This is a genomic window from Parabacteroides caeci (assembly GCF_023656795.1).
GTDB classification, from domain to species: Bacteria; Bacteroidota; Bacteroidia; order Bacteroidales; family Tannerellaceae; genus Parabacteroides; species Parabacteroides segnis.
The window spans coordinates 43,090-66,044 of record NZ_JAMOKT010000044.1 but is presented as its reverse complement, the minus strand read 5'-3'; the positions used below and the strand labels follow the sequence as shown (position 1 = coordinate 66,044).

The following is a 22,955-nucleotide window of genomic DNA, read 5'->3' as shown; positions in this document are numbered from 1 at the left end:
TGTGTGGTAGGATACCATTAAAGGTAATGAAAATCAGCCACTTGACCTATTTTATTGTACTAAATTTTATCAATTAACTTATTTGTTCTCAACGGATTAGTTATAAATTTAACGAAGTATTATAAATTTTAATTTATACAAAATGAAAACTCTTGAAACAATCCTTGCCTTCCTCACCAGCCTTGCCCGGATCATCTTTCCCCGCAAGCAAAAGCCGGCAGCCGGTGACTGCCCTTGTCCCCATCCCTATCCTCGTCCTCTTCCTGATGGCGATCACCCTACTGTCTCTCCTGATGGAGCAGACGGAAGTGACGCTGACTGCTATCGGAGCGATACTCTCGCTCTCCACCAGGGCGACTGGGGAACCAAACAACATGTCGAACCCATAGATATTGCCGGTTACAGCCTGATGGCTGGGGGACTGATCGGCGGTCTGTACAAATTATTCACTGCATGAGTTACGAAGAAAATTACCAACGTATGATCCGCCGCAACAAAGCGACCGGGTATGCCATCTATGACTGTCTGTTGAAGGCTTACCGAAAACATGCCGAAAGCATGGATGTCTCCGGGATTACCGACCGGGACATCTCCCGAATCAGTGAGATGCTATTGGTGAGCGAACGCTGGATACGTCATATCCTATGTAAATATCATCTGTTTTTCATTATCATCGACCAGTATTTTCCGGAAGAGGAATGGAAAGATGAAGAGACGGATGTTTGATCGTTTAAAGTCTGTTATCTTCTCTGAAGTGGAGGGGTAACAGACTTTTTTTGTATATAATTAATTTCATACAAACACTATCCATCAAAATCATACCTTGGTCGGAAAGTAAAAAATCATCAACGGTAACAATCTCTTTACAACGTTCTTCTATGATTGAAAGAGTTGACTCTATTAATTCCAGTAAATGCAATGTTTCTTCTTGATCAAACATAGACGCCCTCCTTCTGTATTCTTTTTTTGAGAAAAGTATCCATCCGATCTCTGAGACGTACGATATCTACCTGGCAACCCAACAATTCTTCCAACTCGTTTTTTATACCAGCTAGTGCAAAGAGCCCTTGGAGTTCACCTTCAATGTAAACATCCACATCGCTGTTTTCATGTTGTTCCCCACGGGCTACGGAGCCAAACACACCCATTCTTCGGATTCCATATTTTGAAGACTGCTTCGCTTTGAAATCCTTTAATAGATTAATTATTTCTTGTGTTGTTCTCATTATCCGATTTTTTACAAAGATATATTTTTTAAAGACATATCGGTAATTTATTTCATAAAAAACTTGTATTGCTTCCTATTGAAACAGTAGTCAACTTATTCACTTTTAAAAGTAATACAAATTCTATCTTTTTGCCCGTATGGGGTTGTTTAAAAAATCTTCATAGGCAAGACGGATACCATTCTCCAACTCGGTTTTGTACGTCCAACCGAGAGCCGTGATCTTAGACACATCGAGTAGCTTGCGAGGCGTACCGTTAGGCTTTGAGGTGTCCCAACATATTTCGCCTTCGTAACCGACTACCTTGGCAACTAATTGGGTGAGTCTCTTGATTGTCAGTTCTTTGCCTGTTCCTGCATTGATGGTCTCATTACCTGAGTAGTTGTTCATCAAGAATACGCAGAGGTTGGCGAGGTCGTCCACATAAAGGAACTCACGCAATGGAGATCCGTCGCCCCAGCAAGTGACATGCGACAGGTATTGTTCTTTAGCCTCGTGGAAACGGCGTATTAAGGCTGGCAACACGTGGCTGTGCTCCGGATGGTAGTTGTCGTTCGGGCCGTATAGGTTGGTGGGCATCACACTGATGAAGTCTGTTCCGTACTGGCGGTTCAAGTATTCGCAATATTTCAAACCTGAAATCTTGGCCAGGGCGTATGCTTCGTTGGTCTTTTCCAGTTCTCTCGTGAGCAGGCATTCCTCTTTCATGGGTTGCGGTGCCATGCGAGGGTAGCTACAAGATGAGCCGAGGAATTGTAGTTTCTTACAACCGTTACGCCAAGCAGCGTGGATGACATTCATCTCCAGTATCATGTTCTCATACATGAAATCGGCTGGCATAGACCGATTGGCAATGATGCCGCCTACCTTAGCAGCCGCAAGAAATACGTATTTAGGTTTTTCTTCAGCAAAGAAACGATCCACGGCTTCCTGTCGTGTCAAATCCAGTTCACGATGAGAACGGGTGAGAATACAGGTGTAACCCTGTCGTTCCAGTTCCCGAACGATGGCTGAACCAACCATGCCTTGGTGTCCCGCTACATAGATTTTAGCATTTTTCTCCATCATTTTACAATCCCTTTCTCTAAGTATTCAGCGAGGTTCATGCGAACATGATCCCCGGCACGTTCCACTGCTACTTTCGCCATGTCTGCATCCACCATCAACTTTACCAGCTGCTCAAAGGTGGTCTTTTGCGGATTCCACCCCAACTCGCGTTTCGCCTTGGTGGGGTTACCCCACAGGTTTACTACATCGGTTGGTCGGTAGAAATCAGGCGATACCTCAATAAGTATCCTGCCCGTTTTCATATCAATCCCTTTTTCCTTTTCCCTTTCACCTTCGAAGCGTAGTTCTATTCCTGCATAGCGGAAAGCCAGTTCACAAAATTCCCGCACGGAGTGTTGCTCCCCTGTGGCAATCACGAAGTCCTCCGGTTTTTTATTTTGAAGAATCAGCCACATACATTCCACATAATCTTTGGCATATCCCCAATCGCGAAGCGACGATAAATTACCTAATAAAAGCTTGTCCTGCTTACCTTGCGCGATTCGTGCGGCAGCCAACGTTATTTTGCGTGTCACGAAGGTTTCACCTCGCCGCTCCGATTCGTGGTTAAACAATATTCCCGAACAGCAAAACATATTATAAGCTTCACGATACTCCTTCACAATCCAATAACCATACAATTTTGCTACCGCATAGGGACTATATGGATGAAAAGGTGTTTTTTCATCTTGAGGAACCTCTTCTACCTTCCCATATAACTCAGAAGTAGAAGCCTGATAAATACGACATGTATCCGTCAGATCATTTTGTCGTACCGCTTCAAGAATTCGTAATACTCCGGTAGCATCCACATCTGCCGTAAACTCCGGAGAATCAAATGACACCTGCACGTGGCTTTGAGCAGCAAGATTATAAATTTCATCGGGACACACTTTTTTTACTACTTGTGAGATACTTGTGGAATCTCCTAAATCCGCATAGTGAAGATGAAAAGCAGGATGACCTTCCAAATGAGCGATTCGTTCCCTAAAATCTACAGACGAACGACGAATGGTACCATGTACCTCATATCCTTTTTCTACCAAAAACTCTGCCAGAAATGAACCATCTTGACCAGTGACACCGGTAATTAATGCTGTTTTCATGCAAATAAAATATATTAATCAATATTTTCTAAGATATCTTGTAAATATAAGTTCAAAAATTTTATATGGATATCTCAACAATTCCAGAAACATATTGCTGTAAATGCCATTATTCTTAAAAGCCAGTTGATGATCGCGCAAAATCTGTTTATAACTAGCCATTCCACTCGTTGAAACACCCCCAGTTCTCATTGTGACGAAATCTTTAGCAATATAACAAGTACGAATACGGTTTACATATATTAATCTAAGCAGATTTTCAAAATCAGAAGCAATTTTGTAAGATAAGTCAAAATTTCCATACCGTTCGTAAACTTTTCGGCGGCAATAAAAACTGGGGTGCGCAGGCATAAAACCAAAACGCATCCAACGACGATGAAAATACTTCGAAGAATAATAGCGCACACATTTTCTCAAATCATTAGCTTTTACAAAATGAATATCACCGTAAACAGCATCAACATTACTACATTTCATTTTAGAGGCAATAGTAGACAAAATATCATTGCTTGTATAAAAGTCATCACTGTTGAGAATGCCTACTATATCACCTGTTGCCATGTTAATCCCCTTGTTCATTGCATCATATAAGCCTCTGTCTTTCTCACTGATATAGCGTAAACGACCTTTATACCAAGGTTCCAATTCGTGTATAATATCCATTGTGCTATCAGACGAGCCTCCATCAATAATAATGTGCTCTATATCTGAATAAGTTTGATAAAGCACACTTTCCATGGTATTACGCAATGTCGCACTGCTATTCCATGTAACAGTAATAATACTGATTTTCATAAAACAAAATAAAATATGAATTCAGAAGAAGATTTAATTATGATTCAAAGATCAAGCGATCTGTAACTTTGACGGCAGGATTTCCGCGATAAATTGAAAAAGAATCAAGGTCTTTAGATGATACAGAACCAACAGTAAGAACACTGTGAGAATGCATTGTTACTCCAGGACAGACAATAGATTGAGCTCCAATCCATGCTCCGTCTTCAATATTAATAGATTTGACAATAAGATCAAATGTAGAACGTTTATAATTATGATTACCACATAATAACATTGCTCCTTGACTAATGCAAACATTAGATCCGATAGTAACTTGAACAAGATTATCAATCCACACATTTTCACCGATCCATGTACAATCGCCAATAGATAGGTTCCACGGATATTTGATATTAACAGAAGGTTTTATGACACATTTTTTACCCACCTTAGCTCCGAAAAGTCGTAATAAGCGTACTTTCAGTCCTGAGAAAGGATTGAGTGGGTTGATGAAAAATAAGATGTTGATAAAATACCACAAAACACATTTCGGTAAATTACCACCGGTATGATACAACGAGTTATCGAAACGTGATAAGTCAGCTTTTGTTCTATTACATTGATTATTCATGATAAATGGATGTTATATTCATCTAATAAATAATGCACAATTTTTTCTTTATCATTGCTACAATGTAGCTTAATTTCGTAAATTTTAGCATCAACCAATGTACGATACCACCAACATTGCATAAATGTCCAAATGAAGCCAACTTTTCCATCTAAAAAAGCTCCTTTGAAAAAATAGCGATAACAGAAATAAAGAAACGCCCGTAAAAACAAAGGAAGTTTAGCGTATTTATGCTTTTTCATTCGTTTTTCAAATGCCTGTACTCCTATTTCTCTATTATTATCCATACTTGCAGTTCCGTTCAAATTCAGTTCAATATCTAGTAAATCAGCAGCTTCTCGAATAGCGTAATTTATATGTTTGTGGCAGTACCAAGAAAGATTGTTTAGATTATGATCGCAGAAATCATGTTCAAACTCCACAGCATGACCTTCTGTCAATTGGATATGCTCATCCATTAATCGTTGTTCACACATACCTTTGCCATAGCGGAATAGGCGAAGAAGTTTCACTGGATAAACTCCTCGCTTTATCCATTTGTCCATAAAAATATTACGTCGTTTGAAGATAATGCCAGTTACATCATCGGATAGTGTTGACAATTTGTTGTGAAGTTCTTGCACTAATTCAGGCAAAAGATATTCATCGGCATCAAGGCGAAGTATCCATTTTGTTGTGATGGATGCCTGCTCTAGTCCCCAATTGAACTGTTTGGCATGGTTATTTTCCCACTTATTTTGTAAGACATGCACATTGTGGTATGCTCTTGCTATTTCAAGCGTCTTATCAGTGGAGAAACTATCAATGATGAATACTTCTTTCGCAAAAGAAATAACATTCTCAATACAACGGCGGATATGTTTTTCCTCGTTATAGGTCAATATGATTACTGAAATGTCTAACATGGTTTGTTTTCTATTATTTATCATCTCAAAATCAATCTTTGGGTAACTGAAATTTTAATACGAAATGCTTTTCTCTTTTGTTTTCTGGGGGGATACTCATGTAGTCATGGTAAAGGTTCTTCAGATACTTGTCATAATTGAAAGGAATATTTACTTCTATTCCCTCGAAAGAAACCTTTTGGGGTGGAAAAAATACAGAATAATCATGAGTTTCACCAATATAACGTCTCCTGCCCGTAGGGATAGTTATCATATTTCCTTTTGTTGATGCTACAAAACGATCAAACCAATATACCCACTTTGTTTGTGGAATGATACTGAGTATGTGACCCATCAGTTTTTTCAATTTAGAAAGAATTTTCAACGCAGGAGATACGGTCATGAGATTTTGCGATGATTTGCTAGGATATTGTACATAAAGAACAGCTCTGGATATGAGCTTTATACAATCGGCAATCCCTCCCTTTAATATGCGACAGATTTTTAATTGAGGTACGAAATCCATAATAAAAAGGTCAATATATATTCCGGTAGGGAATGCTTCACATTCATTAAATGATTCTACTAAAAGTGAATTTTTCCTATATATTTTCATAAAAGGTAGACAAGAACCATTTTTTTTATTGGGGTAGTTAAATTCATATTTGTTTCCCAATCTTCCTTTTTCACATAATTGAATCAATTTTTCATAATCTGCTCGCAATAACATTAAATCCAGATCGTCATCCCAAGGTATGAACCCTTTGTGGCGGACAGCACCTAAACAACTTCCTCCACCAAGAAAGAGTGTTATTCCCTCTTCGTCACACAATTTCGCAATATCTTTATACATTTCCAACAAAACGAGTTGTAGGGCTCGAATGTCTTGATTGGTCAACTCTATAAAACAATCGTTTGTATTGGCGATCTCAGTAATAACTTCTTTGTATGTCTTCATCATTTATTCTTTTCATAAAAACTTCTTAAAATTCTTTCTAGCCCTTCCTCCAAAAGTATGGATGGACTCCAACCTAAAGATTCTAATTTAAGAGTATCAAGACCAATTCGTTTATAATTACAATATACTTTGGATTGATGATTAACCTTATATTCGATACATAAAGATTCATGTGTTTTCTTTATAAGCATCTCTGCTAAATTTTTAATACTTATCTCTTCTTTTTCATTTGCTAAGTTATAGGCTTGTGCTTTTTCTCCATAAAATAAAATATAAGCAAGACCAGAAATGACATCATTAACATAACAAAAGGAACGTAAGGCTTCTCCAGTACTGTTTAATACGATATTTTGCCTATGCAATACGAATTTTAGTAAATCAGCCATTACCCGTCCATCGTTTTCCAATTTCATGCCGGGACCATAAGCATGGGCGATTCGTACTGTATTGAAGTTTACGCCGTACTGTAAATAATAACTCCTGAATAGGGCTTCAGCTGCACGTTTACTTTCTGGATAGCAAGAACGAGCCTCCAGGCAATCTATTCGCCCAAAAGATTTTTCAGTTAAACATGCTTCTGCTATGTTCTCTCCATATACTTCACGAGTGGAAGCGAAAATAACTTTATTGACTTTCTTCTCTTTTGCTAGTTCTAACACATTTATCGTTCCAAACAGATTACTCTTCATGATTCCGACTGGGTCGTTTTTTATATAAAATGGACTAGCATTTCCAGCGAAATGAAAGATATAATCCAATCTTCTCTCATAATGAATAGGCTCGCAAACATCTTGAACCAGCAACTCGAAATGGGAATCATTTAAGAAATCGAAAAAGAGTTCTTCCATTTTCAATCTATTTCTTGATAATGCTACTATATGGATATTTATGTCGTATTTCCTAATCATATACATAAATGAATAGATTATGTACGTGGCAATCATTCCATTCGCTCCTGTTACTAGACAACTTTTTCCTTCCAATAATTTCCAAGAGATAGGTAAAGAGGTTATCTCTCGCAGATCATTTTGTACGATATTATTTTTGAAATTGAACATATTATAAACCAAATATTTGTTGATTCTCATGAACATCTACCATCGCCTTGAAAATAAAGTAATCGGTTGGTGTGGTGATTTTTATATTCTCCATCGGTCCCATGATTGTATGTAGTTTATAACCGTAATAGCTCATCATCGAACAACTATCTATGAAATCATGTTTACCTTCTTGTAATGCTTTTTGATGGGCAGAAATAATATCTGACAGAATAAAACATTGAGGGGCACGGGCGATAAAAGAGTCGGAGCGTGAGGGAATATCCAGACCTCCATCTGTCCGAGATATGATAAAAGTTTCCGTAGCTGGAATACAAGTAATGCAAGATCCAAATTCTCTGACACAATTTATATTATCACTGATGGTCTGTGCGGTTATTAAAGGTCTCACCCCATCATGGATGAGTACAGTACTATCTGAAGAATAACTTTCTGCTACAACTTTTAAACCGGAATAAATGGAATCTTGTCCAGTCTTGCCTCCCGAGACTATTGTCTTCACCTTTGTGATTTCGAATTTGCGTATCATCTTTTCTAGGTAAGGAATCCATTCTTGAATGCAAACTACGGTAATCCCGTCTATCTCTGGATGGTTGTCGAACAGCTCCAGTGTATAGATAATGATAGGTTTTCCCCTGAACTCCAAGAACTGTTTTGGACGACCTTTTGTATTCATTCTTCGACCGGAACCTCCGGCAAAAATAACGGCTATATTCATGATCTTGATTTTTTTAATTTCTATTTTGTTTCTGCAACAGTATAGGAAGCCTTTCTAAGAGTATTATTATCTTATTCTTAAGAAATGCACTTACAATTTAGAACGAGATACTTTCATTTTTCCCCCTTTCAAAGTACTCAATAGCCTTTTTATTTGGTATTTTATTTGCGGATTGGCCATTGTTTTATGCATACATAGCGACAACCATGTTCCAAATTTTCCATATGTATATACAAAAGATGCTTCTAGCCATATTGCACGGTATTTGAACACATGGTTACTGACATTTTTTAAACAATAAGTCACGACAATGTAAGTCATAGTCCATGGGTAGAGTTTAATAATAACAGGCATTTTTTTTTCAAAAAAATTTCCCCAACGTAAATATTTACTTAAGAATACCACCATGTCTTTATTAGGGTATTGCATGAAGTGATACATGACTTTGAGGAAAAGTGAATGGAATAACTCTTTTGAATGTTCACTTAGACATTTATATTGGCGATATTGATGGACGAAATGCTGTATGGTCTCATGGTTTTGGTGAATTTCTTCGTCCATCAAAGTATTTTTACGTTCACCCAATATAGGCTCAATGCCATTGTCCGCCAATTTATAGCCGAGCGTAGTTCCTTCACAATTTCGACAAATGTAATATTCAATAAACTTGTTGTTACCATGCACTTTCCCAAAGTCTTCTGCATAATAAAATGAAATGAATGGTCCACTTAGTCCTATACGGACACGCATAGACGATACTCCCCAGTAGTAATATCTCACGGGCACGTCTGTTATTTTCTGAAGTATCTCTTGCGTAGAACACCGCCAGCCCACGTCCACCAAGCCTACAGGAACATGATCGTCTCCGCAAAAACCTTCTTGCTGCAGGTAATCTATAAGTAATTTTCGCTTGGCAGCGCATCGTGTTTGTAGTTTGGCACGGTTACCACTTTCCAGCAGTTTTTCCATGAACGCATTTGCCTGGATGCTTCCGTAACATAACTCTTCGTCCAAGCGGAACCAATGCCTCATATCGCTTATTTCTTCGTCTGTGAAGCCAAACATTTGCATGATTTTGTAGGGAGAGAAGCGACCTATATGCTCTAATATATGCGACAATTCCAATTTATCAGCCCGATAAATGCTAGATGGGTAAACAGACTTGGTGGAGATGTGCAAATAATGGATTTCCAAATCTTTATATTGTAACGAAAACTCCTTTGCCACGAGATACATCACATATGTATCCCTTGATGCAAAATAAAGTCTGCGGATATGCTTTGCTGTCGCATCTTTCAACAAAGCATCGACAAAGGGTACAAGCAACGGAGCCATAATATTGGCAACAAATCCTCCATCATCACTTCTGCCTCTCAACCGTTCCGCACGCATCAGTCCGGCAAAAACAGAAGCAGCCAATGACGAAGAAAAAAATTTCGCCTCGTTCTCTATGAGGGTTTCATATGTTGAATAGCCGGAACATACCAACCGAGCCTTAATACCTTTACGCCTTGGCATGAAGTAGTCGCTATGTAGGTTGTCACCATGATGTACCCAAACACTATTCTTGATATCTTCCATTTGTGCCACATAGTCAAACAGCTGTCCGGAATATTTGGAGAAACCTATACTACCAGATACATATAGACAATCTCCTTCCTGCATAATACCTAATGAAGTCAACCCTTCTTGAATTACCTTATCCGGTAAATACATATCGCTGATAAAGAGAATACGTCCTTTGCTACGTAGTGAGTTTATCTTTTCGATCGTTCTTTTAATCGGGGCGAAAGAACATAGTTCCAGAGCAATTTCCAACTCTTTGATTTGTGCCTTAGGCATATTCGTAAAGAGTGAAAGGTCGAATACATCATAAATTTCATTTAATGTAACAGCCTCTTTACCGAGCGAAAGTATGGCCGTTTTTTCGGCATTCTTCCTTTCTATAACAAAAGCTCGCAAGCGGGATTCGTCTTTATCTTGCACAACTTCTTCTGCTAGCAAGCGAAATATATTATCAGGTTTTCCGCAAGAACGAACAATACAGGTATCGAAAACATCAAAAGAATAGATCATTATAATTTCTTTTTGTAAAATATTGGATACATGATAAAAAACAAAAATATCATTGTTAAAATATTACCTTTCAGCCCCGCTGTTATTAGATAATCATAAAAAAACTGGAAAACAAGGATATGAAACATAGACGCATACAATATTTTATACACCTCTTGTCGTTTAGAACTTGTGTAAATATACCCCCAAAAACTCCCATATAAAGATGCCACAAAAGGCACACTCCAATAACCATAAGAGGCATAATATGAGCATAACACAGTAAATACATTTGTCGGTGACGGAACATATACAAAATTGTTATTGTCAAAATAAATGGGATACTCATCATTAAAAAAATGACCAAAAACAAACCCGCCTTTTAAGGATGTTTGAAAATCAGTTCCAGAATGCAATATAAAACTGTCAAAAGCTGTAAGAGGTGAAAATAAATAACTATATAAAAAATTAACAAAACTAAAATCTCCAGTATCTGTAGATGCTCTAAATACTTCAACTAGAATTACCGCTATCAGTACAAAAGAAAACAATGTTAACATTTGGGAAAACTTTAATCTCCCTTTATATTCTAAGATAACTATAATGGCCATGAACCAATGTAATAGTACTCCTTTATTTGCACCGGAAAATATATAAGTAATGGTAATCAAATAGAAAAGCCAAATATATTTTTTTCTGAAGTCATTTAATAAGTAAATTGAACATATTACAGGAGACATTGCTGCAAACCGATTAAAAAAGACAAATAAACGAGATGGAAGCTCTTCCTCTCCTCTTGCCCGACTTATGGCCAAATCTCTAATGGATGCATATAAACCATTGTACAAACCAAACGTTTGCACCTCTTTAAACTTTATTATTAAAGTTATAAGAGGTGCAAATAAAAAAAACAGGATAAACCATTTAGAAAAGACAAAATCGGGACGATAGTGGGCTAAAGATATTTTTTTTATTCGAACAAATATGCTGGATATTTTACAAAATAAAGAAAAGGGAACCACCCACAGCAAAAGGATACCATAAAATTCATCACTCAATGGGTATAAGTCATGGTCTATTATATTATACCCCACTATACAAAACAACCAAATAAAACAGGTTACAATCGTAGGATGTATGAAAGATTTATCTTCTCTGAAGGTAAGAAGAAGGATAAGGAACAATATGAAAATAGCCCAAAATAGCATCTTTCTTATTTATCATAAAGGAAATGATGATTACGCCGTATAACGAGTCTCTTCATTCTTCGTATTAAGTTAAACATGTATGGCATTCTTAAAACGATAAACACCATTTGCACTTTGAGATGCCATATGATAGTAGAACATCTCAATACATCTTTTAGTCTTATTTGGAACGATCGATAATATTCATTTTGAAGTACACCTGTGCTGTTATATAAAAGATGACAAAGGACTTTTACTTTACTGATACCTTTTGCATCTTGATATTCTTCACTTAAATTGTTTTCTATAAAATTTAAATACGATACGGAGTTCTCTAAATTTTTCCGTGTAACATGTTTTGTAATAGAAGTAGTATTATACTGGACATAATGATAAAATGCTTTTGACACATAAGCTATTTTTTGTACATGTAAAAATAAACGAATGTTACATATCCTATCCTCAAAAAGATTAATTCCTTCGAGAAAATGTATATCATTATTTGTATAAAGGGAGCGTTTTACTAGCTTATTCCAGTTCGTACCAATCAAACTTTCATCTAAAAAACCGCAAATACAGTTTGGGGCTGAGATATAATGAGGTTGGGATTTATAGATTTCTCCTTGCAATGTTGATTCCCAATAATCTGATATAACAACATCCGCATCAGTGCTTATAGCTTTTCTATACATTTCTTCCAGCATGTCCGGTTCTATCCAGTCATCGCTATCCACATGAATAACATAATCCCCCGTAGCATAATTCATAGCAGTATTACGAACCGCAGCCTGACCGCGATTCGTGTCGTGGTTCACGACACGAACTAACATTTTTTCTCCCTTTTCATTCCCCGAATAGGCGCGAAGCGTCTCGAAAATTACCTCTATACTATGGTCCGGGGTACAGTCATTGACAATAATGACCTCCACGCCTTCTTGCATGGTTTGATTCAATACGGAAGATAGGCAACGCTTCACGTATTTCTCCACATTATAGACAGGTATTAATACGCTGATCTTGGGATGAATTGATTCTTCTAGCATTTATTTTCGCAAATTAATGATTATACAACAGACTCGTTTAAGCAAACTTATGGCGTAAGCGTCGGTCAGGCACAACACCAACGCACTTAGCGACGCGTATAGGGAAATAGATTTTAACCCATAAACACTCCAATCCCAATAGGTGCTTACGGAATACGTGAAGAAACCGCATGAGATCTTGGAACAAAACACAAAGAGTGACACAAGTATCACCACATATTTTGAGTATCGCCTCACATACTCCCAAACACTTTCCTTAAAGCCATTATGATAAAGGAAATAAGGTTTCCAACCACATACGATGACCAGCAGGCTAATCATCACTCCCGCCAAAATGCCATTCAGACCAAAAAAATGTCCTAATACGATAGAAAGACCCAGATTCAAGGAAGCCTCCGTCACTGGTGCCCATACATCTTGAAACAGGCCATAGGCGGCCAAAAAGGAATCATTGGTACGCGTCAACCCAATAAATGTATTAATAATCAGAATGACAAAAGCCACAGACGGTAAAATATATTCCTCACCCACCCACAACGTGACAAAAGAGTCTCCCAACATGTATAAGCCGAAACAAACAATAGACGCTAGCCACATACGTAACAAGGTGATCTCCCAAAACAACTCCTTGATATGCCACTTATCATTCTCAGCCACCAAGTTGCCTATACTCGCGTTCAAGCCATTAAGCAAAGCATTCATCAGGGCTGTGACTCCTAACGTAATCAACAGGTAATTGCCATAGATCGCCACCAATGTCAAAGATGCATAGGCATAAATCACCAGCGGACTGGTCTGCGTTAAAATAAAAACACCAATCTTATGAAAAAAGAGTTGCTTGGTTTTCCGGACTATCTCTGGATAAGCCTTCTTCAACCGCTTTCCTTCTGATATCCGCGATTTCAACCACGGATATTCTTCCCGAATACTTCGGTCGAGTACATAAGAGGTGATGATAGCTATCAATACCTCAAATACCATCCACCACAGATAACCGTTCCACAAATACCGAATGGCAAGCAATTGTAATATCACCTTTACGACCTTACCTCCCTGTACGCTTTGCGTTATCTTGTACTCCTTTTGGTCTGCGGATAGCACGACTTGGCGATAGTTGACAAAATATCCCAACAACGCAGCGACCAACAACGCTACGAACGAGCCGTAGGTATACCACAACGGCACTTGTGCTTTGGCGAACAGTAACGGGAAGAAGCACATCAATATCACGGATCCCGCCATGATAATGAAAGCGATCCTGCGATATAGCCAGCCTTGGATGGACACGATATCATTGATCGCCTGATGATCTCTCTCGAACAAAGGCTTGTAAAGGCTGTACGCTACCGCCGTGCCGATGCCTAACTCCGCCAGATTGAGGAAGCCCAGTAAATTCTGCGCCGTAGTATTCAACCCCAGTACCTCTGCTCCCAAATAATCCAAGAAAATCTTCCTTGAAAAGAATTGGAGAATCAGGTTGATGAAATAAAACACCAACGCTATCGAACTGTTTTTTATACTCTTGGATGTTCGTGAATCTGATTTTACCATATTTTTTACAGATCTATTTGTCCCAAGACATGGGACAGCGTACTCCCAAGCCTGAGAAAAGTATTCCTCATAGGAACTCCTTATACCATGGCTCCTATAAGCTAAAATTGTCGTATCTCTACATAATTATTATGGGTGAGCAATCAGGCTTTCAAGTTTGACAAATAATTTACGTGTGGGTTCCAACAAGACAACACATCCTCACACTCAAAATCAAAAAAATCGTTATAATCTCCGGTAATGCGGTATTGCAACAAACGAGAATATAATCGACCTTCATCTTTCGTCAATAGGCCTTTAGAGACATAATTCAATTCTAATTGACCGACTACCCCGTTATGGGTTTGTGCCTTGAATCCGCCTTCTCTTTACGATGAGCGACAACCGCTGTTATATCTTCCATACTTATACTCATAGCAATCGTATCCTCTCGTCTTTTATGTTGTGTATAAGGGGGGGAGAAATGGTATTTCATCCAATCTTTCAAGGTGTAAAGTACCGGGCTGACGCACTCGTTTAACGACCAGCCTAGCCCCACCAAAGGATAAGATACATTGTTATAATCCTCGTTATAATCCTCCGCTTCGATTTTCGGTTTGTCTAACAAGATCAATATATCCCAATCCGAATCCGGACGTGCCTCGTTTCTTGCTTGCGAGCCATACAAAAAAGCATGCCCTCCAGCCGGTACGACTTTACGCAAGGTCTCTTTTATTCGATTTAACACATCCGTTCTCATAAATTCTATGGCATTATATTTTTTCACTTGACGTAAAGATAAATCAATGTATACCAAACTTGCGCATAAATGTTCACCTAATTTCATTCAACATAACCTTTCCCGTTTTTCTACCATCTGAATTAAATTCTGGTGGCTTAAATTCTTTTCTTCAGTTTTTGCTTCCTGTCTCTGATCCTGTCGAACCACAGGTTCAACAGGATCCAGATTGCGATGTCGGTGATGAATAGGACGGTGTTGTCTATTTGTGATACGAGTATCATGTTGATTGTGCTGAAAGATAATGCCATCGCCAATATGCTGATCATTGCTTTGCGCGGGGTAAAGCCCATATCAAGGAATTTGTGGTGGATATGGTTCCTATCTGCCCGGAACAGACCTTTATGGTTACGGGCGCGTACCAATACAACCCGGATTACGTCGAACATGGGAACAATCAATGTTGAAAAGGCGACAACGATGGCTCCTTCGGTATAAGGAACTCTTTCGGAATTGTTGTTGGTATAAGCGATAGCTAAAAAGGCAAGTATGTAGCCTAATGTCAGGCTACCGGTATCTCCCATAAATATCTTTTTGCAACGATTTACTTTACCAAATACATTGTAATAGAAGAAGGGGAGTAGTACTCCCAATGTCGAAAAAGCAAGCATGGCATAGATCCATTGATCGTAATAAAGGTATAAACTTCCGAGAGTTAAAAGCGATATGCTGCTTAACCCAGACGCTAATCCATCAATGCCATCTATCAGATTGATTGCATTGACAATGAATACTGTTAGTAAAATGGTAAAGGGGATTCCCAGCCAGGGGGTGAGTTCATCAATTCCGAAAAGACCATACAGATTATTGATCCATAGACCGGACAGAGGGATAAGAGAGGCTGCAATAATCTGTATAACGAATTTGCTTCGGTAACGCAATCCGACTAAGTCGTCTTTTATTCCTGATAAATACAATAACGTTAAACCACAGATTAGAAAATAAAATTCGGGAATTATAAAATGAAGCCTGTTTATAGGGATTTCATAGCCGATTAGATACCTTAATCCGGTGGTGAAAGCTAATGAAAAGAGGATGGTGGGGACAAAAGATATGCCGCCCAGGCGAGGTATTATTCCGCTATGGACTTTTCGTTCATCGGGGATGTCGAATAGCTTTTTTCGAAAAGCTACTACGAGAATCCTCGGAATAATAAGCGCTGAGAGAATTATTGATATAAGTAAGGATAAAATTATAAGTAGGTAAGCCATTACATTAATACTAGTTATTGACATGACAAAGTTCGTCAGTCACATATGTGAGCTAACGAAAAATGACTAGAAAAAACGATCGTTTTTTCTAGTCATCATTCTGTGCTTTTTAACATTGTGTTAATAAATATTTAGTGCTTTGAAAATCAAAATTTAAAAAAAATATATGTCTTGTGGATATAAAAATTATTCATACCTTTGCGCAGACTAAAATAAACGATCGATTATTTTAGTCATTCGTTTTTATTGTAATATATTGATAGCTATTTGTTTATATACTATATCCCGATTTGTTTTATGGCTGATTTTATTTGAATCTTTTCTCTTATCTAATGATATAAAAAATACAATAACCTTGTAAAGGTAAAGAATGCAGGAATGGGTTTTCATAAGGTTTTATACCTGATAAGTAGCTGGGAAACAGGATGTGTTGAAAAATTGAGGTAAATTAAAACCAATAAGGAAAAATAGTTGTTTCGTTTGGCTGTGCGGACAGATATATTATGCTTATATTTATCCCCTGTTTGTAAAATCTATTTACTTAATAAGGCTAAGATATGTCACGGGAGAAAATATTGATAAGAACATCATGGATAAGCACGATTGGTAACGCTGTACTTTCCGTATCGAAAATTATTGTAGGTTTATTGGCTGGCAGTTTAGCCGTATTGGGGGACGGCATTGACTCGGCGACAGATGTAATTATTTCTGTTGTGATGATTTTTACGGCGCGTATTATGAGTCGGCCACCTTCTAAAAAGTATGTGTTCGGCTATGAGAAAGCGGAGAGTATTGCGACGAAGATTCTGTCACTCGTGATATTTTATGCCGGTGTACAGATGCTGTTGTCGTCTGTTGAAAGTATTTTTTCGGACGAGGCAAAAGAGATACCGTCTGCTATTGCTATATATGTTACTGTTTTTTCTATTGCCGGCAAACTTCTGCTGGCGTTATATCAGTATAAACAAGGGAAGAAAATCAATAGTTCCATGCTGACGGCAAATGCTATCAATATGCGTAATGATGTTGTTATTTCATCCGGGGTTTTATTGGGGTTGATATTTACTTTTATATTTAAACTGCCGATACTTGATTCAATTACCGGGTTGATAATAAGTCTCTTCATTATTAAATCATCTGTCAGCATCTTTATGGATTCGAATGTGGAACTGATGGATGGCGTGAAAGATGTCAATGTATATAATAAGATATTTGAAGCTGTAGAGAAGGTGCCTGGTGCAGGTAATCCACACCGGGTTAGGTCGAGGATGATAGGAAACCTGTATAATATTACCCTCGACATAGAAGTGGATCCACAGATGACACTTATGCAAGCCCATGAAATTGCCGATGCCGTAGAGAAAAGTATTGAAAACTCGATAGATAATGTATATGATATTCTAGTACATGTGGAACCTGCCGGGAAATGCCAGACGGATGAGAAGTTTGGTATCGACAAGGGGATGGTAGAATAATCTGTCGACGTGTGTTACTATCCCAATGGTAATCCGTAATTTGGGTATAAATATCTGTAATCCGTCTACAGTCTGGTTGTCACTGTTTCCTTATTTTTGCAACATCGAAAGGAAGATGATAAAATACCAAATAAGGAAGCGTATGAAAAATAATTCAGTAATTATCCTGATTTGCATGGCACTCTTTGCAGTGAATGTGTGCAACAGTAAAAACAATAACGGAAATAATCAAACAGTAGAAACAATGGAAGATAAAACTCAGGTAAAAGAACCGGTATTGGGACTGGGCAATCCTATTACTGCTAACTTCAGCGGCGATGCCTGGCTGAAGATGCTTTCCACACAACCGGAATATGATTGTAACATTTATAATGTAACTTTCGCCCCCGGTACCCGCAACAACTGGCATTCCCACGCAGTAGGACAAATCCTGCTTTGTACTGAAGGAGTCGGCTATTACCAGGAAAAAGGCAAACCGGCCCAACGTCTGCAACCGGGCGATGTGGTAAATATTCCGGCCAATACCGTCCACTGGCATGGTGCTGCACCCGACAGCCGTTTTACACATATCGGAATCACTCCGAAGGTAAGCGAAAACAGTGCGGAATGGCTTGGCGAAGTGACTGATGAGGAATATACGGAAGCTGTAAAATAGTCGAAGTTTGACTGATATAACAAAAATCTATTAACTTTGTACTGAAACATTTAAAAGGAAAGACTATGGCTGAAATAGAAAAAATGGATCATATCTGCCAGTATAATGACCGGATAGGGCAGGAAACGTTGCACCCGCTGGTTAGCGTGATCGACTTCTCGAAAGTAGCGGGTATAAAACGTGCCCGGATGAGTTACGGCTTTTATGCAGTCTTCCTGAAAGAGGTAAAATGCGGCGACTTGCAATACGGACGTAATTATTATGATTACCAGGAAGGCACGATGGTTTTCACGGGTCCGGGCCAGGTAGTCGGTGTGTCGAATGACGGAGAGGTGATAAAGCCGAAAGGATGGGCGTTGTTGTTTCATCCGGATTTGATTCGGGGGACGACACTCGGACGCAATATAAAGAATTATAATTTCTTCTCCTATGAAGTATATGAGGCTCTCCACTTGTCGGAACAGGAGCGGCAAATCGTAATCGATTGCCTGAAGAATATAGAACTGGAACTTTCTAGGGGGATCGATAAACACAGCCGGATGCTGATTGTTTCCAATATCGAACTGTTGCTCAACTACTGCTTGCGCTTCTATGACCGCCAGTTCATTACCCGCGAGAACGTAAATAAAGATACATTGTCGAAGTTTGAGAAGATATTGAACGACTATTTTCTGTCGGATAAGCCACAAGAGATTGGGTTGCCGTCCGTGCAATATTGTGCAGACCAGTTACATCTTTCCGCAAATTACCTAGGCGACCTGATTAAAAAGGAAACAGGCAAATCGGCTCAGGAACATATACAGTTGATGTTGATTGACATGGCGAAGGAAAAGGTGCTCGACACCAGCCGTTCTATCAGCGAAATAGCTTATGAACTGGGATTTAAGTATCCGCAGCATTTCACCCGTCTTTTCAAGAAATGCGTAGGAACTTCTCCGAACGAGTACCGGGCGCAGAACTAAAGTATGAGAAATAATGGATGGCATGCAGATTGAATAAATAATTTTAATTTGCATGCCATTCGTTATTATGAAAGATTACTGTTTTTATTTCTTTTTGCGGGTAGCGTAGACTCTTGCGAGTGTAATCCAATTTCCTGCAGGGCTTTTAGCGATGCTGCGCCAGGTGAATGAATTATCGGTGATATCGGAGAAAATCCATTTCATAGCTTTTGAGGTTATTTCAGTGAGGATGATTTCGTCACCTTCCTTGCGTGCTTCGAGACGTGCGCATTCTTCGGGGCATCCGTAGAATATTTCCCAGACTTGTCTTTCGGTGTTGAACAGGCGGATGGTGGTTCCGTAGGCGGCGTCGGGCTGAATATCAATGAGCCGCTCGGCTCTTGAAGGGACAATGAAAACGTCTTGTACGGCCATACCGTCAAGTACCCAGGAAAATATCCATTCGCCTTTCACACGGCGTGGGGTGGAGGTATTGAGGCGGTCATTCCAGTCGAGGTCCCATTCGCCAATGACTTTTCCGAAGTAATTGAATTCTTCCGGTATTCTCTCATTCTTACATTTGCAAACTAGTGCTTCTTCAAATTCTTTCATGATTTTCTGTTTAATAGTGTTCAAAGGTTATTACTCAGCAAATATAAGAAAAAACAACAAACTATTCTACCCTCGCATCACGATAACGTGCGGGGGACATGCCGGTGTGAGCTTTTACAAACTTGCCGAAGAAGGATTGGTTGGGGAAGTTGAACTCTTCTGCTATCTCTTTGATGGATTTGTCGGAGTGTTTCAGGCGGTGTTTGATATGCTCGATGGCTGTTTCGTTGATTAGTTCCAATGGTGCCCTGATGAAAGCCGGCTTGTCCAACGAATCAGCCGTATCGCAGATGGAGGCGGCTTATTACGCGGGATGGACGAACAATGCCGGTTCGATGATTGTAAACCCGGGCAAGTTCCTGGCTTTGGCAGTAGGTTCGCTGACACAGCCACTGTTTGCCCGTGGGGAGATTATCGCCCAGTACAAGATTACCAAGCTGCAACAGGAAGAGGCGGCTCTTGCCTTCCAGCAATCGTTGCTGAATGCCGGAAGCGAGGTAAATGACGCCCTGACTGCTTGTCCAGCCGCGAAAAGAGTTTCTTGCTGGACAAGCAAATCACGTCCCTGGAAGCAGTTACTGAGATACAAAGCGTGATTAATCTCTACAGGGCTTGGGGGGCGGAAGAGAATAGCCCACTGTTTTTTATTTTTCGTACAACAAAGGAGGGGTTGCCTGGAAAGTGATTTTAGGGCAGCCCGTTTTTATGCCCTTCAGTAATAAGATTATACAATAATAGTCTCTGATTGTACAATTAAGGTGTGAAAAAGAATATCTATTTTTGCCTTCACTTAATCTAATTGTAATATCATGAAAACAATAGTAGGAAATCTGTGTGCCGGATGCGTGATGCTATCTTTGTTGTTTCTCGGTTGCGGACGGCAGCAGGGCGGGAGCAATGCCGACGGGCAAAAAGAAATATATATAACTTCCTGTTTATTTCCAGAAAATGCTTCCGCAGATGAAAAAGCACGTCTGGCGGCCCATGTCGTACCTTCCGAGCGGCAATTGGAATGGCAGAAGATGGAATTTACCTGTTTTATCTGTTACGGCGTGAATACCTTTACCGATGTGGAATGGGGGACGGGGAAAGAAGACCCTTCCGTCTTCAACCCGACTGAACTGGATGCCCGACAGTGGGCACGGACGGCGAAAGAGGCCGGAATGAAGATGATCCTGCTGACCTGTAAACATCATGACGGATTCTGCCTGTGGCCCTCGGCCTATACCGATTTTTCGGTGGCTTCCACTCCCTGGAAAGAGGGGAAAGGAGACCTTGTCCGCGATGTGGCGGATGCCTGCAAGGAATACGGATTGAAGTTTGCCGTCTATCTGTCTCCCTGGGATAGGAATCATCCGGATTATGGCACGGAAAAATATAATGATTATTTTGTCAACCAACTGACGGAACTGCTGACGCAATATGGCCGTGTAGACGAAGTCTGGTTCGACGGTGCCTGTGGTGAAGGCCCGAACGGGAAAAAGCAGGAGTATGATTTTATGCGCTATTATACAGAGATTCGACGCTTGCAGCCGCAGGCTGTCATTGCCGTTATGGGACCTGACGTGAGATGGGTCGGGACGGAAAGCGGTTACGGTCGCGATACCGAATGGAGCGTTTTGCCTGCCGCTGTATCCAGCCTGAATGCCATTGCCGAATCTTCGCAGCAAGAGGCGGGTAGCGGTACATTCTTACCGGAAGGAGATAAAATGGCGCAGGATTTGGGAAGCCGTTCTTTACTGACGGATGCGAAGGGAGCGATTTGGTATCCTTCGGAAGTCGATGTCTCCATCCGCCCGGGTTGGTATTACCATACCTCGGAAGATTCTTCGGTGAAAACGCCTCAGAAGTTGATAGACATTTATTATAGTTCGGTCGGGAAGAACTCCCTGCTGCTCCTGAACCTGCCTCCCGACAAACGCGGTCTGATCCACGAAAACGATATTTCCTCCCTGAAGAATATGCAACGGATATTGGGAAAGACGTTTGAAAAGAACCTGCTGGAGAATGCCATCCTGTCTTCTGGCAAAACTACCGAACTGACGGATAACGACCTGAAGACTTACTGGCAGAGTTCCGGAGAAGCCAATACGCTCGAAATCTCTTTCAAGGACGAACAGATATTCGACCGGCTCCTTTTGCAGGAGAATATCACGGAAGGACAACGTATCGAACGTTTTGCGCTGGAATGCCTGACAAGTGACGGATGGCAAACGGTGGCAGAAGGGACTACGGTCGGATATAAACGGATTCTCCGCTTTGCTCCCATACGTTGCAATAAGGCCCGGATCATTATAAATGGGGCGAGGGATGTTCCGCAACTATCGGAGATAGGCTTTTATAAGGCTTCAGAAGAAGAAATATAATGTATATAATGCCAGGCTGATTAGCGCGGCAATATTGAAGGTCTACGACAGTGCCTCGCTAAATAATTTGGCATTTTTGTAGTTGGAGGAAATGCCTTTTTAAATAAGTTGGCACTATTGTAGGACTCCGAAATTGCCGCGCTAATCAGCTTGGCAATATTTTTATTTGTCCGGACTTGTTTCTCCGCTTTTTATCCCTTATCTTTACCTGCGTAACTTTAAAAGAACAACACATGAGCCATAAATTTCCTACCATATCAGTCACCAAACTGTTTGTAAGCATCGACCCTCGTCCGGCAACCGAAGAAGAGCGCTGGATGGGCCTTCCTGTTATTGTTCCCGGTTATCGTCCGAGCGGCAATACGTTTATCGACCATCTGATGCCGTTGCTTCATGCCGGAGGGGCGCTTCCAGTGGAGTATTATGCCAAGGAACTTGAAGTGAGCGTCTCCGATTTAAATGGTGCGATAAAAGTGCTGGCCGGTACGTCGGTCGCGCAATTCATTGAAGACTATTCGCTGGAGATGGCCAAATACATGCTGGCGCATAGTAAATCTGAAATACGGGCGGTGGCACAGCGTTGTGGTTATAGTCCCAGCGGTCTGTTCCGGGTTTTCCGGCGACGCTTTAAGATGTCGCCGGAAGATTGGCGGTGGAACTATCGTACTTCTTGACG

25 protein-coding genes and 1 pseudogene are annotated in these 22,955 nt (G+C 40.0%); 8 read left to right on the top strand and 18 right to left on the bottom strand.

Annotated elements, in window-relative coordinates:
• The first annotated feature begins 142 nt into the window (after nucleotides 1–142).
• Both NBH15_RS19895 and NBH15_RS19890 read left to right on the top strand, forming a co-directional pair.
• On the top strand, nucleotides 143–457 hold the full coding sequence (locus NBH15_RS19895) for a hypothetical protein (protein WP_250823371.1): 315 nt from the start codon (nucleotides 143–145) through the stop codon (nucleotides 455–457).
• Nucleotides 454–726: a hypothetical protein gene (locus NBH15_RS19890; protein ID WP_250823370.1), complete on the top strand. Its 273-nt coding sequence runs from the start codon at nucleotides 454–456 to the stop codon at nucleotides 724–726. The genes NBH15_RS19895 and NBH15_RS19890 overlap by 4 nt, the downstream gene beginning before the upstream one ends.
• Before the next feature lie 4 nt (nucleotides 727–730).
• Here the strand turns inward: NBH15_RS19890 and NBH15_RS19885 are convergent, their stop codons facing one another.
• The 16 genes from NBH15_RS19885 to NBH15_RS19810 form a co-directional block, all read right to left on the bottom strand.
• The gene (locus NBH15_RS19885) at nucleotides 731–940 is read right to left on the bottom strand and encodes a hypothetical protein (protein WP_250823369.1); all 210 of its coding nucleotides are present in this window, start codon (nucleotides 938–940) and stop codon (nucleotides 731–733) included.
• Entirely contained in the window at nucleotides 933–1,226 is a 294-nt protein-coding gene (locus tag NBH15_RS19880) for a nucleotidyltransferase family protein (protein ID WP_250823368.1), read from the bottom strand. The genes NBH15_RS19885 and NBH15_RS19880 overlap by 8 nt, the downstream gene beginning before the upstream one ends.
• Before the next feature lie 123 nt (nucleotides 1,227–1,349).
• Nucleotides 1,350–2,294, bottom strand: coding sequence for a GDP-L-fucose synthase family protein (locus tag NBH15_RS19875; RefSeq protein ID WP_250823367.1), 945 nt, complete (start codon nucleotides 2,292–2,294; stop codon nucleotides 1,350–1,352).
• Nucleotides 2,291–3,379 carry a GDP-mannose 4,6-dehydratase gene (gene gmd / locus NBH15_RS19870; RefSeq protein WP_250823366.1) on the bottom strand — a complete coding sequence of 363 codons (1,089 nt, stop codon included), beginning with the start codon at nucleotides 3,377–3,379 and terminating at the stop codon, nucleotides 2,291–2,293. Before gmd ends, NBH15_RS19875 begins: the two co-directional genes overlap by 4 nt.
• Before the next feature lie 18 nt (nucleotides 3,380–3,397).
• A complete protein-coding gene (locus tag NBH15_RS19865; RefSeq protein ID WP_250823365.1) occupies nucleotides 3,398–4,174 on the bottom strand; it encodes a glycosyltransferase family 2 protein in 777 nt (258 codons plus the stop codon).
• Between the two features lie 37 nt (nucleotides 4,175–4,211).
• Entirely contained in the window at nucleotides 4,212–4,787 is a 576-nt protein-coding gene (locus NBH15_RS19860; RefSeq protein ID WP_250823364.1) for a putative colanic acid biosynthesis acetyltransferase, read from the bottom strand.
• Nucleotides 4,784–5,716: a glycosyltransferase family 2 protein gene (locus tag NBH15_RS19855; RefSeq protein ID WP_250823363.1), complete on the bottom strand. Its 933-nt coding sequence runs from the start codon at nucleotides 5,714–5,716 to the stop codon at nucleotides 4,784–4,786. The genes NBH15_RS19860 and NBH15_RS19855 overlap by 4 nt, the downstream gene beginning before the upstream one ends.
• Nucleotides 5,717–5,723: 7 nt before the next feature.
• Nucleotides 5,724–6,632 carry a LicD family protein gene (locus NBH15_RS19850; RefSeq protein ID WP_250823362.1) on the bottom strand — a complete coding sequence of 303 codons (909 nt, stop codon included), beginning with the start codon at nucleotides 6,630–6,632 and terminating at the stop codon, nucleotides 5,724–5,726.
• Nucleotides 6,629–7,687: an NAD-dependent epimerase/dehydratase family protein gene (locus tag NBH15_RS19845; protein WP_284706480.1), complete on the bottom strand. Its 1,059-nt coding sequence runs from the start codon at nucleotides 7,685–7,687 to the stop codon at nucleotides 6,629–6,631. The genes NBH15_RS19850 and NBH15_RS19845 overlap by 4 nt, the downstream gene beginning before the upstream one ends.
• Nucleotide 7,688: 1 nt before the next feature.
• Nucleotides 7,689–8,405, bottom strand: coding sequence for an IspD/TarI family cytidylyltransferase (locus NBH15_RS19840; RefSeq protein WP_250823361.1), 717 nt, complete (start codon nucleotides 8,403–8,405; stop codon nucleotides 7,689–7,691).
• 90 nt (nucleotides 8,406–8,495) lie between these two features.
• Nucleotides 8,496–10,481 carry a hypothetical protein gene (locus tag NBH15_RS19835; protein ID WP_250823360.1) on the bottom strand — a complete coding sequence of 662 codons (1,986 nt, stop codon included), beginning with the start codon at nucleotides 10,479–10,481 and terminating at the stop codon, nucleotides 8,496–8,498.
• Complete coding sequence (locus NBH15_RS19830; protein WP_250823359.1) at nucleotides 10,481–11,668, bottom strand: O-antigen polymerase; 1,188 nt, start codon at nucleotides 11,666–11,668, stop codon at nucleotides 10,481–10,483. Before NBH15_RS19830 ends, NBH15_RS19835 begins: the two co-directional genes overlap by 1 nt.
• A 5-nt stretch (nucleotides 11,669–11,673) precedes the next feature.
• Nucleotides 11,674–12,690, bottom strand: a complete 1,017-nt coding sequence (locus NBH15_RS19825) for a glycosyltransferase family 2 protein (protein WP_250823358.1) — start codon at nucleotides 12,688–12,690, stop codon at nucleotides 11,674–11,676.
• Nucleotides 12,691–14,241, bottom strand: a complete 1,551-nt coding sequence (locus tag NBH15_RS19820) for a lipopolysaccharide biosynthesis protein (protein WP_250823357.1) — start codon at nucleotides 14,239–14,241, stop codon at nucleotides 12,691–12,693.
• 328 nt (nucleotides 14,242–14,569) lie between these two features.
• Entirely contained in the window at nucleotides 14,570–14,980 is a 411-nt protein-coding gene (locus NBH15_RS19815) for a nucleotidyltransferase domain-containing protein (RefSeq protein ID WP_250823356.1), read from the bottom strand.
• 137 nt (nucleotides 14,981–15,117) lie between these two features.
• Nucleotides 15,118–16,230 carry an MraY family glycosyltransferase gene (locus NBH15_RS19810; protein ID WP_250823355.1) on the bottom strand — a complete coding sequence of 371 codons (1,113 nt, stop codon included), beginning with the start codon at nucleotides 16,228–16,230 and terminating at the stop codon, nucleotides 15,118–15,120.
• Between the two features lie 557 nt (nucleotides 16,231–16,787).
• Between NBH15_RS19810 and NBH15_RS19805 the strand changes: the two genes are divergently transcribed.
• From NBH15_RS19805 to NBH15_RS19795, 3 genes are all read left to right on the top strand, one after another.
• On the top strand, nucleotides 16,788–17,705 hold the full coding sequence (locus NBH15_RS19805) for a cation diffusion facilitator family transporter (RefSeq protein WP_128134233.1): 918 nt from the start codon (nucleotides 16,788–16,790) through the stop codon (nucleotides 17,703–17,705).
• A gap of 142 nt (nucleotides 17,706–17,847) precedes the next feature.
• Nucleotides 17,848–18,360 carry a cupin domain-containing protein gene (locus NBH15_RS19800; RefSeq protein ID WP_250823354.1) on the top strand — a complete coding sequence of 171 codons (513 nt, stop codon included), beginning with the start codon at nucleotides 17,848–17,850 and terminating at the stop codon, nucleotides 18,358–18,360.
• Between the two features lie 65 nt (nucleotides 18,361–18,425).
• The gene (locus NBH15_RS19795) at nucleotides 18,426–19,322 is read left to right on the top strand and encodes a helix-turn-helix domain-containing protein (RefSeq protein WP_128134235.1); all 897 of its coding nucleotides are present in this window, start codon (nucleotides 18,426–18,428) and stop codon (nucleotides 19,320–19,322) included.
• An 84-nt stretch (nucleotides 19,323–19,406) separates the two neighbouring features.
• Here the strand turns inward: NBH15_RS19795 and NBH15_RS19790 are convergent, their stop codons facing one another.
• Together NBH15_RS19790 and NBH15_RS19785 are read right to left on the bottom strand one after the other, a co-directional pair.
• On the bottom strand, nucleotides 19,407–19,913 hold the full coding sequence (locus NBH15_RS19790; RefSeq protein ID WP_128134236.1) for a hypothetical protein: 507 nt from the start codon (nucleotides 19,911–19,913) through the stop codon (nucleotides 19,407–19,409).
• Between the two features lie 61 nt (nucleotides 19,914–19,974).
• Nucleotides 19,975–20,178 (bottom strand): annotated as a pseudogene (locus NBH15_RS19785) (helix-turn-helix domain-containing protein); the annotation flags it as partial.
• On the opposite strand from NBH15_RS19785, the gene NBH15_RS19780 reads away from it, so the two are divergent.
• The 3 genes from NBH15_RS19780 (at nucleotide 20,165) to NBH15_RS19770 (ending at nucleotide 22,953) form a co-directional block, all read left to right on the top strand.
• Nucleotides 20,165–20,509, top strand: coding sequence for a hypothetical protein (locus tag NBH15_RS19780; RefSeq protein WP_443146950.1), 345 nt, complete (start codon nucleotides 20,165–20,167; stop codon nucleotides 20,507–20,509). The pseudogene NBH15_RS19785 and the gene NBH15_RS19780 overlap by 14 nt on opposite strands.
• Before the next feature lie 213 nt (nucleotides 20,510–20,722).
• Nucleotides 20,723–22,279: an alpha-L-fucosidase gene (locus NBH15_RS19775; protein ID WP_250823353.1), complete on the top strand. Its 1,557-nt coding sequence runs from the start codon at nucleotides 20,723–20,725 to the stop codon at nucleotides 22,277–22,279.
• 233 nt (nucleotides 22,280–22,512) lie between these two features.
• Nucleotides 22,513–22,953, top strand: coding sequence for a helix-turn-helix domain-containing protein (locus tag NBH15_RS19770; protein WP_250823352.1), 441 nt, complete (start codon nucleotides 22,513–22,515; stop codon nucleotides 22,951–22,953).
• Nucleotides 22,954–22,955: the final 2 nt, after the last annotated feature.